The organism is Nocardia sp. NPDC056100 (assembly GCF_042266325.1).
Classification (GTDB): Bacteria; Actinomycetota; Actinomycetes; order Mycobacteriales; family Mycobacteriaceae; genus Nocardia.
Genome location: NZ_JBHJVY010000004.1, coordinates 457496 through 474272, shown reverse-complemented (window position 1 = coordinate 474272; position 16777 = coordinate 457496). Strand labels below are relative to the sequence as shown.

Below are 16777 nucleotides of genomic sequence, written 5' to 3'. Positions count from 1 at the left end.
ACAACGATTTTCATTTACAGATGCCTCAGCGTACATTGGAATAAACCCGTTGTCGAAAACGATTGTCATCTGCAGGAAGGGGTGCTCATGTCGGCAATCTGCCAGGTCACCGGACGCAAGCCCGGATTCGGCAAGTCCGTATCGCACTCGCACACCCGGACCAACCGGCGCTGGAACCCCAATATCCAGCGCAAGACCTACTACCTGCCCAGCGAGGACCGGCGCATCACGCTGAACGTCTCCGCCAAGGGCATCAAGACCATCGACCGCGACGGCATCGAAGCGGTCGTCGCCCGGCTGCGCGCCGGCGGCCAGAAGATCTGAGGAGCAGCAGATGGCATCGAAATCGACCGAACTCCGGCCGATCATCAAACTCGTATCCACCGCCGGAACCGGGTACACCTACGTCACCCGCAAGAACCGGCGCAATAACCCGGACCGCATGACCCTGCGCAAATACGATCCCGTCGTACGCAGGCACGTCGACTTCAAGGAAGGCCGCTGATATGGCCAAGAAGTCGAAAATCATGAAAAACGAAGAGCGCAAACGGATTGTCGCGCGCTACGCGGAACGGCGCGCGGAACTCAAGGAGCTCATCCGCAAACCCACCACGTCAGCGGAGAATCGGGCCGCCGCGCAGACCGCCCTCGCGCGGCTGCCCCGCGATGCCAGTCCGGTACGATTGCGCAATCGGGACGCCGCGGACGGACGCCCGCGTGGTCATCTTCGAAAGTTCGGCCTCTCGCGAATACGTGTCCGCGAGATGGCTCACCGCGGAGAATTACCCGGTGTACACAAATCGAGCTGGTAGGCACCCACAGATCTCGTGAGAAGGAACCGCTGACATGGCAGTGAAGCGAGCACCGTCGAAGAAGGTCCGCGCCGAGCAGGGCCGCAAGCCCAAGAAGAACCCACTCATCGCAGCCGGCGTCGAATACGTCGACTACAAGGACGTGAACCTGCTCCGCACCTTCATCTCTGACCGCGGCAAGATCCGCAGCCGCCGCGTAACCGGCCTGACCCCGCAACAGCAGCGCCAGGTCGCCATCGCCGTGAAGAACGCCCGCGAAATGGCCCTGCTGCCTTTCACGAGCCGCTGACGCAGCTCGCGCCCCGGTGTTGAAAACCCTTGTGCCCCCGATGCTTACGCATCGGGGGCACAGCGCATTGTGGGGCGGGGTGGAGGTCCCACGCACCAAGGCGTGCACGAGGCGTGCGCTGCCCCGGGGGCGGTGACTCTGGGAGTTCTCCCCCTCATTACGGCGAGGCCCCCGAGTGCTTGCACTCGGGGGCCTCTTTCAGTTCTGGGTATCCCGGGATTTACGGGATGGTCAGGACCTGGCCGACGTTGATGGCGTCGGGGTTGGGGATGCCGTTGGCGTCGGCGATCTGCTGGTAGCGGTTGCCGTCGCCGTAGAAGCGCTCGGCGATCGCCCACAGGGTGTCACCGGACTCGACCGTGTAGGTCTGGGCGGCCGGCGGCGGCGGGGGCACCTCTTCGACGGCCGCGGCCTGGGTGACGACCTCTTCGACCGGAGCGGCGATCGGGTTGTCGGTGTTGGTCTCGGTGGACCACACGGGGCCGCCGTCGCCGTAGATGACCACGTTGCGGTCCGGCTGAACCACGAGACGGTCCACGGACTTGCCGTTGGTCTCGGTGGACCAGGCGGCGCTGCCGTCACCCTTGTAGAGCACGAAATTGCCGTCCGCCTGCAGCGCCGCGCGCGTGACGTCCTGGCCATTGGTGGCGGAGGCCCATTCGACCTTGCCGCTCGGATCGGTCAACACGAGGTTGCCGTCATTCTGCAGAGTCAGAGAATATGCGCCGCCCTTGAGCGAGTCTCCGAGACCAAGTTCTTCGCCAACCTTCAATGCGTCGCCCACGGTGCGTCCTTTCCGGAGGGGGAGAGCTACAGATAATTCGATGGCGCGTAAGTGCATTCGCACATCTCCTACCGAGGTTACTGCTCCCGCCCCGGTCCGGGTGCGGATTACGCGCCGAGTCCCCGGATAATTTGGCTCACTGTCGCTAGGAGTTCGCTATGGCGTCATATCCGCCCCGACCGGTCGGACCGTTAGGGTGGTCCGCATGTACGGGACCCGAGGCCGCCGCCTCACCGCCACCGCTCTCGCCGCGCTGCTCAGCCTGGCCGTCGCCGCCTGCGGCGATACCGAAAAGACCGGCGACCGAACGCAAGTCAGCAGCACCACCACCAGTGCGGATCCCGCCCCCACCGAAGCGCCGCAGGGTCAACTAGGCCGTGCCTTCACCGCCGATCCCGGCATCGTGAACCCGCATCCGCTGTCCTTCGACAGCTGGACCCGCGTCGCCCCCGACCGGATCGCGGTCAACTTCACCACCGGCTCCCCCGAATGCTACGGCGTCGACGCCACCGTCACCGAGACGGATAAGACGGTGAGCATCGCGCTGCGTTCGGGCACCCGGCCCGACGCGGTGGGCCGCATGTGCACCATGATCGCCGTTTTCGGCAGCCTGGAACTTCCGTTGAAGTCCCCGATCGGTGATCGAAACGTGGTCAGCGCCAAGTAGTTACACACCGATACCGCCGAAAGTACGGAGCCGGTTGCGAATCGCTCTCACGATCCGCAACCGGCTCCGAAATTCCTTACGCCCGCTGGGCTTTCACTCAGTGCGCGAAGTGACGCGAACCCGTGAGGTACAGCGTGACACCGGCCTCGCGGCACAGCTCGATGGTGTCCTTGTCGCGGATGGACCCACCCGGGTGCACGATGGCGCGCACGCCCGCCTCCACCAGGATCTGCGGACCGTCCGAGAACGGGAAGAACGCGTCGGACGCGGCCACCGCACCCTGCGCGCGCTCACCGGCACGGTCAACGGCCAGCTTGCAGGAGTCGACCCGGTTGACCTGACCCATGCCCACACCGACGGCCGCACCGTCGTGCGCCAGCAGGATCGCGTTCGACTTCACCGAACGGCAAGCCCGCCAAGCGAATTCGAGATCGGCGAGGGTCGCGGCATCGGCGGCCTCACCGGCGGCGAGCGTCCAGTTGGCCGCGCTGTCGCCCTCGGCGTCGAGGATATCGCGGTCCTGCAGCAGCAGTCCGCCGCTGACCGGACGCAATTCCACACCCTTGCGCTGGGCGGGGGTGGCGACGAGCACGCGCACATTCTTCTTGCGCTGCAACACTTCCACCGCGCCGTTGGCGTACCCGGGCGCGACGATGACCTCGGTGAAGATCTCCGCGACCTGCTCGGCCATCTCCACACTCACCTCGCGATTGGCCGCGATGACGCCGCCGTACGCGCTGACCGGATCGGTGGCGTGCGCCTTGCGATGCGCCTCGGCGATATCCGAAGCCACCGCAACGCCACAGGGATTGGCGTGCTTGATGACCGCGACCGCGGGCAGTTCGAAGTCGTACGCGGCCCGCCAGGCGGCATCGGCATCGGTGTAGTTGTTGTACGACATCTCCTTGCCGTGCAACTGCGTCGCCTGCGCCAGCCCCCGCGCACCGGCTTCGCTGGTGTACAGCGCGGCACCCTGATGCGGGTTCTCGCCGTAACGCAGCACCGAATCACGAGTCCAGGTCGCGCCTACCCAGGCCGGGAAACGCTGCGACGCATCGGTTTCCACGCCGTCGGCGGCCTCGGCGGCCGGAACCGCGACGCTGGTCATCCAGCTGGCCACAGCCACATCGTAGGTGGCGGTGTGCTGGAAAGCCTTGGCGGCCAGCGCGGTTCGCTCGGCGAAGGTGAAACCGCCGCCCTGCACGGCCTTGAGCACGCTGTCGTACTCACCGGTGTCCACGACCACCGCGACGGACGGATGGTTCTTGGCGGCGGCGCGCACCATGGACGGCCCGCCGATATCGATCTGCTCGACCGATTCGTCGATGCTCGCGCCACTGGCCACGGTCTGGGTGAACGGGTACAGGTTCACCACGACCAGCTGGAACGCCTCGACACCGAGTTCGACCAGCTGATCGAGGTGCTCATCCTTGCGGGTGTCGGCCAGGATGCCCGCGTGCACGCGCGGGTGCAGGGTCTTGACGCGACCGTCCAGGGTCTCCGGAAAACCGGTCAGGTCTTCGACTTTGGTGACCGGGATGCCCGCGTCGGCGATCTTGCTCGCGGTCGAACCGGTCGACACCAGCTCCACGCCCGCGGCGTGCAGGCCGGTGGCCAGTTCGATCAGGCCGGTCTTGTCGTAGACGCTGACCAGGGCCCGCTGAATCGGCTTACGTTCACTCACCGGAGAACCTCATCTGGGATAACTGCCTTTCGTCCATCGGAGACAATGCCTCGGATCGCGACGGCGGCGACGGTCTCCGCCAGCAGCCGTCGCTCCACAACCTTGATGCGCTCGTGCAGGGTCGCCTCATCGTCATCCGGCAGCACCGCGACCGCCTCCTGCGCGAGAATCGGCCCGGTGTCCACACCCGAATCGACCAGGTGCACGGTCGAACCGGTGACCTTGACCCCGTAGGCCAGCGCGTCCCGCACCCCGTGCGCGCCCGGGAAAGCGGGCAGCAGCGCGGGATGGGTATTGATGATCCGGCCGGCGAAGCGCGCCATGAACTGCGGGCCCAGGATCTTCATGAACCCCGCGGAGACCACCAGATCCGGCTGGAACGCGTCGACGATCTGGGTCAGCGCGAAATCCCAGGCGGCACGATCGGGAAAATCGGCGAGCTCCACCGCGAAGGCCGAGATGTCGAACTCCTCGGCGTGGTCGGTGGCGGCGCAATCGCGATCCACACCGACGGCCACGACCCGGGCCGGATAGCCCGGCTCCCGAGTGGCTTCGAGCAGCGAACGCAGCAGTGAACCGGTGCCGGAGGCGAGCACGACGACGGTCGCGGGCGCGGTCGGCGGTAGCAGCTGGGCGGGCGTGGAACTCAGCGCACTACTCCCTGGGGTATCGGGCGGAAAGGGAAAGGCGGAATGCGCTCCGCCGCCTTAGAGCCTAACGACCGTCCACTCCCGGGTGGTCCGGCAGGTCTCCCTCTACCACTTCGGCGTCGACGATGTCGGAGTTCTCGTCCGATTCGCGCGGCGATTCCTCGTCGAGCGCGAAGGGTTCGTCGAGCAGTTCGCCGTCGACCTCGACCACGTGACCCGGATCGTCATCGTCGTAGTAGTCGTCCTCGTACTCGTCGTCCGCGTAGTAGTCGTCGGCGTAGTCGTAGTCCGCGTCCTCGTATCGGACGTCGTATTCCGTATCGTCGTAGTCGTATTCGACCGCCGGGGCGGGCGCGAACCAGCGCGCCGCGAGCATGCCGATATACCCGGCGAGGGCGAACCAGACGAAGGCCAGGATCGCCGCGATCCACACATTGGGGCCGATCCAGCCGAAGGTGCCCAGCTCACCGCCCGCGATACCGCCGAGCAGCGTGAGCAGCAGCGCCGCCACACCCGCGGAGGTGAGGGTCGCCCAGGGCGCGGTGGGGCGATCACCGGTGGTGCGGCCGCAATCCAGGCCACCGAGCACGCCGACGGCGGCCGGAGCGATGAGGAAGACCAGCCACCAGGCCGCCACCGGACCCGACGGCACGGCCGCCATGAGCGGCACCGCCGGAACCGGCGCGCCCTCGATGCCGAACAGGCTCAGCGAACCCGCACCGATGTGCACCTCACCGCCGAGCAGCACGCTCACCGCGTCCACCAGCGCGTTCGGCAGATACGCCAGCGATACCAGCGTCAAACCCAGTGCGCCCGCGATATTTCCGGCCGTGTGATAGGTATCGCCGATCCGCGACCAGTGCAGCAGGAACGACAGCACCGTGAGCGCGGCGGCCACCAGCAGCAGCCGCCAGACCGCGCGCATTCCGGCCCGCACGCCCGGAACCAGCCACTGCGGCAGGGGAATCGGCAGCAGTTCGGCGAAATCACGCCAGTGCCGCGCGCCCACACCGGCGACCGCGGCCAGCAGGTGCAGGGCGATCACCCAGGCGAACGCGACCAGCGTATGCGGCGGCTGCAATGCCACCACCGCGGACGCGTCATCGGCGACCGCCAGGCAGACCGCGGTCACCAGCAGCGGCCCGCCCACCGCCGCGCCCGCGATCCAGGCCAGATCCACCGGCGTGCAATCCCCCTCGGCCGCACAGTGATCGGCCGCCTTCGCGCAATCGCGGGCCACCAGCCACAGGATCAGCCCGGTCGGCAGCAGCGGCCACAATCCGATCGTGGTGCGGCCGATGGTCAGCGGAACCTGATGCACCGCAAGCCAGCTCGCCGAAATCGCCCCCGAAGCCCCCGACAGCCCGCTCCCCGCGGCCAGCAGCGTCCCGAACACCAGCGCGAAAATAATCAGCAGTGTGATGCCGGACGCGCGCGCCGCCACCATGAACAACACCCGGGCCCGCTCCGGTGTGAGCGACCCGAATCCGCCCCCGCCCACCGAGACCGGACCCCGCGGCATTTTCCGCACATCCTCATCGGTCACCCGAGCCAGGGTAGTTCTCGGCGCACTCATGGAAAACCAGCCTGTCAGTTCGCTCCGGCCGGAAGGGACAGGCGCGCCGGACAATTCCCGGCGTTGTGCCAGGTAGAGCCCTCGTCAACCCCGGCGCGCTGCCGGCCGGGATGGCGGGAGTGGGCCCGAATAGCGAACGGCCCCCGGTGAATACCGGGGGCCGTTCCTTCGAACTGGGTGTCGCTACTGCTTGTCGTCCTGGCCCGGACGGAACGCGCGAGTCGCGTCGGCGGCCGGATCGGCGGCCTGTTCGCCACCGAACGGCTGGGCCGGGCGCGGCGGCTGCGCGCCGAAGTGCTGGGTGGCGTTCTCATTACCGGCGGGCTGGCCGTAGGACGGCTGCTGCTGGCTGTATCCACCCGGCTGCGGCTGACCGTACGACTGCTGACCGTAACTCGGCTGCGGCTGCGACCCGGTGCCGTATCCCGCGGGCTGCTGACCGTAGGACGGCTGCTGCGGGTACTGACCACCGGTGCCGTACCCGGACGGCTGGCCCTGCTGCTGCGGCGGCTGCCCGAAGGACGGCTGCTGCTGACCGAAACCACCCTGCTGACCGAAGCCCGGCTGCTGGTAACCGCCGCTGCTCTGACCGAACGGCTGCTGCTGCCCGAAGCCCTGCGGCGCGGCCGGTTTCGGAGCGGGCGGCTTGACGATGCCCACCTCGAACAGCACCGCGATCACCGCGACCGCGGCCTGCACCAGCGACAGGAACACCAGCACCCAGCCGCCCCACTTGGTGGCGAGGTCACCGGTGAACGAGTTGAACAGGATCGACAGGAAACCCGTCACCGCGGCGGCCGCCGCGACCCCGGTCCAATTCTGCTTGGGCAGCAACGAAAGTCCGGCGAGCAGACCCGAGAAGAGCAGAATGCCGACCAGCGACGGATTCGACTCGAAGAGGTTGTACGTGAGGCTGAGTTCCTTGCTGCCCTTGTACGGCGCGAAACCCAGCAGGAAGTTGATCACACCGAGCGCGGCGACGCCCACGGTGAGAAGGAACGGAAGGCCCTTGCCCGCCACGCCCGTCGTACTCGACCCTGCTGCGGGAGCACCCGCGGGCTGCGAGCCATAGCCAGGTGCGTTGGAAGGCGTCGGCGCGGGCCCGTTGTATCCCGAGCCCCCGGTCGGGTATGACATGTCGTCGTCTCCTATCGAGTCGTTCACGAACTCCCACCGACGCTACTGCACGAAACCCCCAGCGGCACCACCTACCACCCGCCGTGCCCATTCCGCAATAGGGCCAATTCGCCACGCCGCCAGCCCAAATCAACCCCCCGAAACGACGAGGGCCGCCTCCCACGAGTGGGAGGCGGCCCTGCGTGTTCTCGCGTATCAGGCGGTGATGCTGGCCTTTTCGAGGATTTCGCGCGCCAGAGCGGCGGTCTCGGACGGGGTCTTGCCGACCTTCACGCCCGCGGCCTCGAGGGCCTCCTTCTTGCCCTGCGCGGTGCCCGCACCGTCGGAGACGATGGCGCCGGCGTGGCCCATGGTCTTGCCCTCGGGAGCGGTGAAGCCCGCGACGTAGCCGACGACCGGCTTGGTGACGTTGGCCTTGATGTAGGCCGCGGCCCGCTCCTCGGCGTCGCCGCCGATCTCGCCGATCATGACGATGAGCTTGGTCTCGGGATCCTTCTCGAACGCCTCGATGGCGTCGATGTGGGTGGTGCCGATGACCGGGTCGCCGCCGATGCCGATGGCGGTCGAGAAACCGAAGTCGCGCAGCTCGAACATCATCTGGTAGGTCAGGGTGCCCGACTTGGAGACCAGGCCGATCGGACCCTTGCCCGCGATGGTGGCCGGGGTGATGCCGACCAGCGACTCACCCGGGGTGATGATGCCGGGGCAGTTCGGGCCGATGATCCGGGTCTTGTTGCCCTTCTCCACGTTGTAGGCCCACGCGTACGCGGTGTCCTGCACCGGGATGCCCTCGGTGATGACCACGAGCAGCGGGATCTCCGCGTCGATGGCCTCGATGATGGCGTCCTTGGAGAAAGCCGGCGGCACGAACGCGATCGAGGTGTCGGCCCCGGTCTTCTCGATGGCCTCGGCGACCGAAGCGAACACCGGCAGCTCGACGGTGTTGCCGTCCTTGTCGGTGTGGGTCACGGTGGTGCCCGCCTTGCGAGCGTTCACACCGCCGACCACATTGGTGCCCGCCTTCAGCATCAGCGCGGTGTGCTTGGTGCCCTCGCCGCCGGTGATGCCCTGGACGATGACCTTGTTGTCCTTGTTCAGGAAGATAGACATATTGGTTCGTGTCCTTACTTGGCCGCAGCCAGCTCGGCGGCCTTGTCGGCGCCTTCGTCCATGGTCTGGGCGAGAGTCACCAGCGGGTGGTTGAAGTCGGCGAGGATCTTGCGACCCTCCTCGACCTTGTTGCCGTCGAGGCGCACGACCAGCGGCTTGTTGGCCTCGGCGCCCAGGGTCTCCAGCGCGCCGACAATGCCGTTCGCGACCGCGTCACAGGCGGTGATGCCGCCGAAGACGTTCACGAACACACTCTTGACCTGGGCATCACCCAGGATGACATCCAGGCCCGCGGCCATGACGGCCGCCGAGGCGCCGCCACCGATGTCGAGGAAGTTGGCCGGCTTCACGCCGTTGTGGTTCTCACCGGCGTACGCGACCACGTCCAGGGTCGACATGACCAGACCGGCGCCGTTGCCGATGATGCCGACCTCACCGTCGAGCTTGACGTAGTTGAGGTCGTTCTCCTTGGCCTTGAGCTCCAGCGGATCGGTCGCGTCGATATCCGCGAACTCCGCGTGGTCGGGGTGGCGGAACTCGGCGTTCGCGTCCAGGGTGACCTTGCCGTCGAGGGCGAGGATTTCGTCATTGGGGGTGCGAACCAGCGGGTTGACCTCGACCAGGGTGGCGTCCTCCTTGACGAACACCTCCCACAGCTTCTGGATGGTCACGGCCGCGGCGTCGAGCACCTCGGCGGGCAGGTGGCCCTGCTCGGCGATGGAACGGGCGAAGGCCAGGTCGACACCCTTGACCGCGTCGACCGGAACCTTGGCCAGACGCTCGGGGGACTTGACCGCGACTTCCTCGATCTCCATACCGCCCTCGACCGAGCACATGGCCAGGTAGGTGCGGTTGGAGCGGTCCAGCAGGAAGGAGATGTAGTACTCCTCGGCGATGTCCTTCGCCTCGGCGACCAGGATCTTCTTGGTGATGTGGCCCTTGATGTCCAGGCCCAGGATGTTCTGGGCGTGGGTGAAGGCGTCGTCCGGGGTGGCGGCGTACTTCACGCCACCGGCCTTGCCGCGGCCACCGACCTTGACCTGCGACTTGATCATTACCGGCTTGCCGATTTCTTCGGCGATCGCCCGCGCGTCCTCGGCCGTGTCGGTGACGCGACCCTCCGACGAAGGCACTCCGTGCTTCACGAAGAGTTCCTTCGCCTGATATTCGAAGAGATCCATGTACTCACCGTCTCGTCTGCGTTGTTGTGACAACGTCTGGGTTGGCGGCCCGTTGTCGGCCCCGTAGCGACTGCGTGCAGATCGCTCGAAAGCCAGCGGGTCGGGTCGGACTCTAATCAGTCACATGGAGCCGAAATCAGCCGCATACAGCCTAAGTGGCGCAGGTCACGGTACTGTCTCTACGCTTGCAAAACGCATGGTCAATGCTACTCGCGAGTAGCTTGTTGACGGCGCGCCAGGTGGGACACACGAATCCCGGAGAGTGACACGGGGTACTACGTGTCGTCGTTGACAATGCTCACTCGGTTACCCAAAGCACAGTGAGGAAATGTTGGCTCGCAACGTGATGAATGTCACACGTGCGCGTCGAACCACTCCCATCGCTTGCTGACCCGCAATCGTTTCGTTACCGTCGATGCGGTCGATGTCACAACCCGGTCACGACAGGAGGACGGCAGGCTTGACGCAGCACAGCGCTCCGCAGGTAGAGCTCCGCTCCGCAGGCACTCCGTCAGCACCGCGGCAGTCTCCGGACCAGCTCCGATGAGCGAAGGTCCGTTCCCAGCTCGCAGTCGCGCCAAACACGGCCATCGCTATCGCGATGAGGCCGGAAACGGTGGCGGCGCAACTCACTTCGATGCCCACGCGCCGCGTTCGCAGGTGTCGCACGGTGATTGGTCCGGTTCGCAGAACTGGGACGCACCGGCACCCGCCGCGCCCAACTGGGTGGCCGCCCCCACACAGCAGTGGGAGGCTCCGGCCGAGAACTGGCAGAGCGCCCCGGCCGACAGCTGGCCGGCGTCCGCCACGGAATGGCAGCCCGAACCCCGCTGGGAAGCGCAGCCGCAGTGGGAGAACACCGCGAACTGGAATGACCAGGGCGCGTGGAACTCTCCCGCGACGCAGGTCGCACCCGCCGCCGACGGCTGGGCCGCACCGAGCTCCGACGAATGGGCCGGGCAGTCGCGCGCCGATTGGGACGCGCCCGCCGATCCCGAACCCTCGGGCGAGTACCGCCCGGTCTACAGCTTCCGCACCGCCTCCGGCGCGAGTCTCCAGTTCTCCGGTGACGGCGCCCGCGTGGATCAGCATGCGGACGACGCGGATTCGGCCGCGGACCGTCCCACGCGTGCCGGCGGACGCCGCCGCGCCGGTGGCACGCACCGCATTCCGACCCCGCCGAACTCGCTCAAGGGCCGCGCCGCCGTGGTGGCCGTGGCCGCGGGTGCGGTGGTCGCCGCCGGGCAGACCGGTATGGAAACCAGTACGCATACCGATAACGTCGAGTACCAGGCCGCCGCCCAGGTGCGCGAGGTGTCCGCCAACGAGACCATCGGCGATACCTCCGGCTCTCCGCAGGTATTGAATTCCGGTGCCCCCGTTGATCTGACCCAGTTCAACGACATCCTGCAGAAGGGCCAGAAGTACGCGTCGGATCTGGCCGCCGCCGAGGCCGCCAAACTGCGCCCGCTCTTCACCAAGTTCGCCGCCGGAAACTTCACCTCGGGTTTCGGCATCCGCTGGGGTGTCCAGCATCTCGGCGTGGACGTGGCAGCCCCCATCGGCACCCCCATTTACGCCGTAGCCGACGCAACGGTCCTCGAGGCCGGTCCCGCTTCGGGTTTCGGTATGTGGGTCCGTCTGCTGCACGATGACGGCACCGTCACCATCTACGGCCACATCGACACCGCGACCGTCTCCGCGGGCCAGCGCGTCCTCGCGGGCGATCAGATCGCCACCGTCGGCAACCGCGGCTTCTCCACCGGCCCGCACTGCCACTTCGAAGTCTGGCTCAACGGCGTCGACAAGATCGACCCGCTGCCCTGGCTCGCCTCCCGAGGCATCTCGCTCGGCATCCAGCGCGACTGAGCGATAAGCGAATACCTTCGAAGTGCCCACCCGATCGACAATCGGGTGGGCACTTCGCTTTTCAGGTCAGAGTTTGACGAGGGTGCGGCTGTAGGACGGGATGAGGCGGATCTTGCCCGCGGTGCCGAAGTCGATGGTGACCGTGGCGAGGGTGCCGAAGCCCTCGGCGGCGACCACGCGGCCGAGGCCGTATTTGTCATCGCTGACGCGGTCGCCCACGGCGAGGACCAGGCCGGTGTTGTTGCGTTTGCCCGCACCGCTGCCGGAGGAGGCGGACGGGGAGGGACGGCGCTCACCACCGCCGCGCAGGCCCGGCCGGGTTTCGGACCAGCCGTCGCCGCGGGTCCAATCGCGTTCGAAGCCATCGTCTTCGCCGCGGCGGCGCATGCTCCGGCCGGTTTGCGAGACGGTGGGTTCGAGTCGGCGCCAGTCCATCAGGTGGCCCGGGATTTCCTGCAGGAAGCGGGATTCGGGGTTGGAGACGGGCTGACCCCAGCCGGAGCGCACCACCGCGCGGGTGAGGTAGAGGCGCTGGCGGGCACGGGTGATGCCGACGTAGGCGAGGCGGCGTTCCTCGGCCAGTTCGGTGGGATCGCCGAGGGCGCGCATATGCGGGAACTGCCCGTCCTCCCAGCCGGTGACGAAGACGACCGGGAATTCCAGGCCCTTGGCGGTGTGCAGGGTCATCATGGTGACCACGCCGGTGCCCTCATCGGGAATCTGATCGCTGTCCGCCACCAGCGACACGCGTTCCAGGAACGCGGCGAGCGATCCGGGTTCGGGTTCGCCCTCGGCCTGTTCGGGCAGCAGGCCCTCGGCGCGGGCGGCCTCGACATTGTTGCGCGCCTCGGAGCTGAATTCGCGGGCGACGCTGACCAATTCGTTGAGGTTGTCCAGCCGCGCGCCGTCCTGCGGATCGTCCGACGCCTCGAGTTCGCGGCGGTAGCCGGTGCGATCGAGCACCGCCTCGACCACATTGCCGACATCCGGGAAGTCCTGATCCTCCTGTACGCCCGCCGCGCGAATCTCGCCGAGCAGTTCCACGAATCCGGCGATGGCGCGCACGGCACGGGTGTTCAGCAGCGCCACCTTGCCGTCGGCGGCATCCCGGAGCGCCTGTGCGAAGCCGATATTGCGCTGTTCGGCGTGCACGGCCACGCACGCCTCGGCGCGATCGCCGATACCGCGGCGCGGGGTGTTGAGAATCCGGCGCAGGCTCACCGCGTCATCCGGGTTCTCCAGCACGCGCAGGTACGCGACGATATCGCGGACCTCCTTGCGCTCGTAGAAGCGCACGCCGCCGACGACCTTGTACGGCAATCCCATTCGAATGAAGATCTCTTCGAGGGCGCGCGAATTGTTGTTGGTGCGGTAGAAGACCGCGACGTCGTTGTAGTTGGCATCGCCCTGATCGACCAGTTTGTCGATCTCCTTCGCCACGAAGGAGGCTTCGTCGTGCTCGTTGTCCGCGACGTAGCCGACGATCAGTTCACCGTCGCCGGAGTCGGTCCACAGCTTCTTCTCGCGCCGGTTCTCATTGCGCGCGATGACGGCGTTGGCGGCGGCCAGGATGTGCTGGGTGGAACGGTAATTCTGTTCCAGCAGAATGGTTTCCGCATCGGGGAAGTCGCGCTCGAACTCCTCGATATTGCGGATGGTCGCGCCGCGGAAGGCGTAGATGGACTGATCCGCGTCACCGACGACGCAGAGTTCGCTGGGCGGTACCCGATCATCGGAGGCCGGTTCCAGGGTGTCGTCATCACCCCAGGAACTCCGATGATGCCCGACCAACTCACGCACCAGCGTGTACTGCGCGTGGTTGGTGTCCTGGTATTCGTCGACCAGCACGTGCCGGAAGCGCCGCCGGTAGTACTCGGCCACCTGCGGATGCCGCTGCAGCATGCTGACCGTCTCGCCGATGAGGTCGTCGAAGTCCATGGCGTTGGCCGCGCGCAGCCGCCGCTGGTACTCGTCGTAGACCTTGGCGACCAGGCGCGGCAGTTCGGCCTCTTCGGTCTCGGCGTCGGCGGCGGCCTGGGCCGGATCGATGAGTTCGTTCTTGAGGTTGGAGATGGCGGTGGCGAGCAGGCGCGGCGTGTACTTCTTGGCGTCGATGTCGAAATCGCGGCTCACCATGGCGAGCAGGCGGCGTGAGTCGTCGGCGTCGTAGATGGAGAAGTTGGAGTTGAGCCCGGCCACCAGATTGGCCTGGGTGCGAAGAATGCGAACACAGCTGGAGTGGAAGGTGGAGACCCACATGCCCGCCGCGCGCGGCCCGACCAGTCCGGCCACCCGCTCGCGCATTTCGGCGGCGGCCTTATTGGTGAAGGTGATGGCCAGGATCTCGCCGGGGCGGACCCCGCGCGCGTCCAATAGATAGGCGATGCGCCGGGTGAGCACGGCGGTCTTTCCCGACCCCGCGCCCGCCACGATCAGCAGCGGACTCCCGGTGTGCACCACCGCCGCGCGCTGTTGCGGATTCAACCCCTCGAGCAGTGTCTGCCCGGCCTTGTGCTCATCCTGTGCCACCGTCGTCTTCATCGCCCATCCACGCTACCGGCGGCCACCGACAGGTGTGCAGTCCGGCGGCAGAAGGTGTCCGATAAGTGCCGGTCTCGCGAACCGGGAGTGAACGCCGCGGCACGAAAAACTCAGCAGATTCACAAACGAAGACGTTTTGGTTTGCCTACCCCGCATGGCACACTTGGCCCCATGACCGGCGCTTTGGCTACTGAATACACCTGAGCGCTCCGTACGGGGGACAATGTAGGGCGCAAGAGGTCTGATTCTTGGTGAAGAACCGATCGGTAACGGGTCGGGACCGCCTGCCGATCGACGTTCTGGGACCACGAGGAGTTGAAAGTATGAGCATCTCGACGACGGGGCAATCCGAGCCTGCTACCGGAGCGGACTCCGCCATGCCCGCCGAGGCGGCGCCGCTGCCCTCGGAGGCGGAGATCGACAAGCTGCGCAAGGAAATCGACAAGCTCGACGCCGAGATTCTGGCGGCCATCAAGCGCCGGACCGAAGTATCGCGCATTATCGGCCGCACCCGAATGGCCAATGGCGGCACCAAGCTCGTGCACTCGCGCGAGATGAAGGTGCTGGAGCGTTTCAGCGAGCTGGGCCAGGAGGGTCACACCCTCGCCATGCTGTTGCTGCGCCTGGGCCGTGGCCGCCTCGGCCACTGATAAAGGACTAATCGGGCACGAGCAGTACCGCAGATCGATTCATCGGCACCGAGTGTTCGCCGGTCATCCACCTCTTTGAGGAAAGTTGATAACGCGGGAGACCGTTCCCGCCGATACAACGTGCGGTGTGCCGAGAGGCTGCCACACAGACCACGCGACACTCGTGCGAGCGAGTAGCGCTTTCCAGAGGCCGCCCCGGGTGTCTTACCCCGGGGCGGTTCTTCATTTTCCGGATGAGCCGAGCCGGATCAGGGCAGGGCGATGTACTTGGTGTTGAGGTATTCCTCGATGCCCTCGAAACCGCCCTCGCGGCCGAAGCCGGATTCCTTGACGCCACCGAAGGGCGCGGCGGGATCGGAGATGACGCCGCGATTGACGCCGACCATGCCGGTTTCCAAGCCTTCGGCGATACGTAGCGCGCGGTCCAGATTCTGCGTGTAAACGTATGCGACCAGGCCGAATTCGGTGTTGTTGGCGGCGGCCAGGCCCTCCTTCTCGGTCTCGAAACCGACAATCGGGGCAACCGGGCCGAAGACCTCCTCGCGCAGGATGCGGGACTGCGGGGGCAGATCGGTGAGCACGGTGGCCGGATAGAACCAGCCGGGTCCGCCGGGCGCTTTACCGCCCAATTCGACTCGGGCACCGGCGGATACGGCGTCCTCCACCAGTTCGGTGACGGTGTCCAGCTGGTCCTCGTTGATGAGCGGGCCGAGCGTGGACTCGGGATCGGTACCCGGGCCGAGCTTGTATTCGGCCATGGCGGACACCAGTTTCCGGGTGAACTCCTCCCGGACCGAGTTCTGGACGTGGAAACGATTGGCGGCCGTGCACGCTTCGCCGCCATTGCGAAGTTTCGCGAGCACCGCGCCCTGTACCGCCGCGTCGATATCGGCATCGTCGAAGACCACGAAGGGCGCGTTGCCGCCGAGTTCCATGGAGGTGCGCAGCAGACCGTGCGCGGACGCCTCGACGAGCTTCTTACCGACCGGGGTGGATCCGGTGAAGGTGAGCTTGCGCAGGCGCGGATCGTTCAGCAGCGGGGCCGTGACGGCACCGGAATGACTGGTGGTGATCACCGACAGCACGCCGTCCGGCAGGCCGGCGTCACGGCAGAGCTGAGCGAGCAGCAGCATGGTCAGCGGTGTCTCGCTGGCGGGCTTGACGATCATGGTGCAACCGGCGGCCAGCGCGGGGCCGATCTTGCGGGTGCCCATGGCCAGCGGGAAATTCCACGGGGTGATGGCCAGACACGGCCCGACCGGCTGTTTGTGCACGAGAATGCGGCCGACACCGGCGGGCGCGGGCTGATACCGGCCGTGCACCCGGACAGCTTCCTCGCTGAACCACCGGAAGAACTCCGCCCCGTAGCGGACCTCATTGCGGCTCTCGGGCAGCGCCTTGCCCATTTCCAGGGTCATAAGGAGGGCGAATTCCTCGGACCGCGCGGTGATCGCCTCGAACACCGCGCGCAGGATCTCCCCGCGCTGCCGGGCCGGGGTGGCGGCCCATTCGGCCTGCACCGCGACGGCCGCGTCGAGCGCGCGGACGGCGTCTTCCGGAGTGGCGTCGGCGATTTCGACCAGGGTCTCCCCCGTCGCCGGATTGCGCACCGGGAAGGTGCCTCCCCCGGTGGCATCGACGGGTCCGCCGATCCACAACTTCGTAGGTACGGATTCCAGTAGTTCGCGTTCCGAAGCCATGCGATCCACCCTAAGCTGTGCGATTTTGCCTACGCTGCGCTTCGGTGGGTTCGCGGCCCTGTCAGGCTCGTACTCTTCGCCAGGTTTGGCCACTTGTTGCCGGTGTTACCTGCGCGTAGCGAAGGGT

The 16777-nt window shown here is 66.7% G+C and carries 16 protein-coding genes; 7 read left to right on the top strand and 9 right to left on the bottom strand.

The features are described 5' to 3' along the window. The first annotated feature begins 87 nt into the window (after positions 1–87). Genes rpmB through rpsR form a run of 4 tightly spaced genes read left to right on the top strand, consistent with a single transcriptional unit; the run spans position 88 to position 1101 of the window. Positions 88–324: a 50S ribosomal protein L28 gene (gene rpmB / locus ACFC0O_RS32485; protein WP_364642400.1), complete on the top strand. Its 237-nt coding sequence runs from the start codon at positions 88–90 to the stop codon at positions 322–324. A gap of 10 nt (positions 325–334) precedes the next feature. Further along, positions 335–505 (top strand): 50S ribosomal protein L33, encoded by a 171-nt coding sequence (gene rpmG, locus ACFC0O_RS32480; RefSeq protein WP_364642403.1) that lies wholly within the window; start codon positions 335–337, stop codon positions 503–505. A gap of 1 nt (position 506) precedes the next feature. Next, entirely contained in the window at positions 507–812 is a 306-nt protein-coding gene (gene rpsN / locus ACFC0O_RS32475) for a 30S ribosomal protein S14 (RefSeq protein WP_375964677.1), read from the top strand. 34 nt (positions 813–846) lie between these two features. Beyond that, positions 847–1101, top strand: coding sequence for a 30S ribosomal protein S18 (gene rpsR / locus ACFC0O_RS32470; protein ID WP_354985278.1), 255 nt, complete (start codon positions 847–849; stop codon positions 1099–1101). Positions 1102–1321: 220 nt separating this feature from the next. Here the strand turns inward: rpsR and ACFC0O_RS32465 are convergent, their stop codons facing one another. Further along, complete coding sequence (locus tag ACFC0O_RS32465) at positions 1322–1885, bottom strand: LysM peptidoglycan-binding domain-containing protein (protein ID WP_375964674.1); 564 nt, start codon at positions 1883–1885, stop codon at positions 1322–1324. 205 nt (positions 1886–2090) lie between these two features. Here ACFC0O_RS32465 and ACFC0O_RS32460 point away from each other — a divergent pair, with 205 nt between their 5' ends. Continuing rightward, a complete protein-coding gene (locus ACFC0O_RS32460; RefSeq protein ID WP_375964671.1) occupies positions 2091–2552 on the top strand; it encodes a hypothetical protein in 462 nt (153 codons plus the stop codon). 97 nt (positions 2553–2649) lie between these two features. On the opposite strand, the gene purH is transcribed toward ACFC0O_RS32460, so the two are convergent. The 6 genes from purH to sucC all read right to left on the bottom strand — a co-directional run bounded on the left by purH (position 2650) and on the right by sucC (position 9890). Beyond that, positions 2650–4236 carry a bifunctional phosphoribosylaminoimidazolecarboxamide formyltransferase/IMP cyclohydrolase gene (gene purH / locus ACFC0O_RS32455; RefSeq protein WP_375964668.1) on the bottom strand — a complete coding sequence of 529 codons (1587 nt, stop codon included), beginning with the start codon at positions 4234–4236 and terminating at the stop codon, positions 2650–2652. Next, entirely contained in the window at positions 4233–4886 is a 654-nt protein-coding gene (gene purN, locus ACFC0O_RS32450) for a phosphoribosylglycinamide formyltransferase (RefSeq protein ID WP_364642977.1), read from the bottom strand. The genes purH and purN overlap by 4 nt, the downstream gene beginning before the upstream one ends. 64 nt (positions 4887–4950) lie before the next feature. After that, positions 4951–6432 carry a DUF6350 family protein gene (locus ACFC0O_RS32445; protein ID WP_375964665.1) on the bottom strand — a complete coding sequence of 494 codons (1482 nt, stop codon included), beginning with the start codon at positions 6430–6432 and terminating at the stop codon, positions 4951–4953. Between the two features lie 213 nt (positions 6433–6645). Next, positions 6646–7599, bottom strand: coding sequence for a DUF5336 domain-containing protein (locus tag ACFC0O_RS32440; protein WP_375964662.1), 954 nt, complete (start codon positions 7597–7599; stop codon positions 6646–6648). A 195-nt stretch (positions 7600–7794) separates the two neighbouring features. After that, entirely contained in the window at positions 7795–8709 is a 915-nt protein-coding gene (gene sucD / locus ACFC0O_RS32435; protein WP_364642425.1) for a succinate--CoA ligase subunit alpha, read from the bottom strand. A 14-nt stretch (positions 8710–8723) separates the two neighbouring features. Continuing rightward, positions 8724–9890: an ADP-forming succinate--CoA ligase subunit beta gene (gene sucC / locus ACFC0O_RS32430; RefSeq protein ID WP_364642428.1), complete on the bottom strand. Its 1167-nt coding sequence runs from the start codon at positions 9888–9890 to the stop codon at positions 8724–8726. Between the two features lie 1080 nt (positions 9891–10970). Here sucC and ACFC0O_RS32425 point away from each other — a divergent pair. Then, the gene (locus tag ACFC0O_RS32425) at positions 10971–11759 is read left to right on the top strand and encodes a M23 family metallopeptidase (RefSeq protein ID WP_375966380.1); all 789 of its coding nucleotides are present in this window, start codon (positions 10971–10973) and stop codon (positions 11757–11759) included. 66 nt (positions 11760–11825) lie between these two features. On the opposite strand, the gene pcrA is transcribed toward ACFC0O_RS32425, so the two are convergent. Further along, positions 11826–14300, bottom strand: coding sequence for a DNA helicase PcrA (pcrA, locus tag ACFC0O_RS32420; protein WP_375964657.1), 2475 nt, complete (start codon positions 14298–14300; stop codon positions 11826–11828). A 323-nt stretch (positions 14301–14623) separates the two neighbouring features. On the opposite strand from pcrA, the gene ACFC0O_RS32415 reads away from it, so the two are divergent. Then, entirely contained in the window at positions 14624–14950 is a 327-nt protein-coding gene (locus ACFC0O_RS32415) for a chorismate mutase (protein WP_364642437.1), read from the top strand. Positions 14951–15198: 248 nt separating this feature from the next. On the opposite strand, the gene ACFC0O_RS32410 is transcribed toward ACFC0O_RS32415, so the two are convergent. Next, a complete protein-coding gene (locus ACFC0O_RS32410) occupies positions 15199–16650 on the bottom strand; it encodes an NAD-dependent succinate-semialdehyde dehydrogenase (protein WP_375964653.1) in 1452 nt (483 codons plus the stop codon). Between the last annotated feature and the right edge of the window lie 127 nt (positions 16651–16777).

Excerpts from the sequence above, each read along its gene's own strand:
- rpmB (WP_364642400.1), top strand. The coding sequence starts at position 88 with ATGTCGGCAATCTGCCAGGTCACCGGACGCAAGCCCGGATTCGGCAAG.
- rpmG (WP_364642403.1), top strand. The coding sequence starts at position 335 with ATGGCATCGAAATCGACCGAACTCCGGCCGATCATCAAACTCGTATCC.
- rpsN (WP_375964677.1), top strand. The coding sequence starts at position 507 with ATGGCCAAGAAGTCGAAAATCATGAAAAACGAAGAGCGCAAACGGATT.
- rpsR (WP_354985278.1), top strand. The coding sequence starts at position 847 with ATGGCAGTGAAGCGAGCACCGTCGAAGAAGGTCCGCGCCGAGCAGGGC.
- ACFC0O_RS32460 (WP_375964671.1), top strand. The coding sequence starts at position 2,091 with ATGTACGGGACCCGAGGCCGCCGCCTCACCGCCACCGCTCTCGCCGCG.
- ACFC0O_RS32440 (WP_375964662.1), bottom strand. The coding sequence starts at position 7,599 with ATGTCATACCCGACCGGGGGCTCGGGATACAACGGGCCCGCGCCGACG.
- sucD (WP_364642425.1), bottom strand. The coding sequence starts at position 8,709 with ATGTCTATCTTCCTGAACAAGGACAACAAGGTCATCGTCCAGGGCATC.
- sucC (WP_364642428.1), bottom strand. The coding sequence starts at position 9,890 with ATGGATCTCTTCGAATATCAGGCGAAGGAACTCTTCGTGAAGCACGGA.
- pcrA (WP_375964657.1), bottom strand. The coding sequence starts at position 14,300 with ATGAAGACGACGGTGGCACAGGATGAGCACAAGGCCGGGCAGACACTG.
- ACFC0O_RS32415 (WP_364642437.1), top strand. The coding sequence starts at position 14,624 with ATGAGCATCTCGACGACGGGGCAATCCGAGCCTGCTACCGGAGCGGAC.
- ACFC0O_RS32410 (WP_375964653.1), bottom strand. The coding sequence starts at position 16,650 with ATGGCTTCGGAACGCGAACTACTGGAATCCGTACCTACGAAGTTGTGG.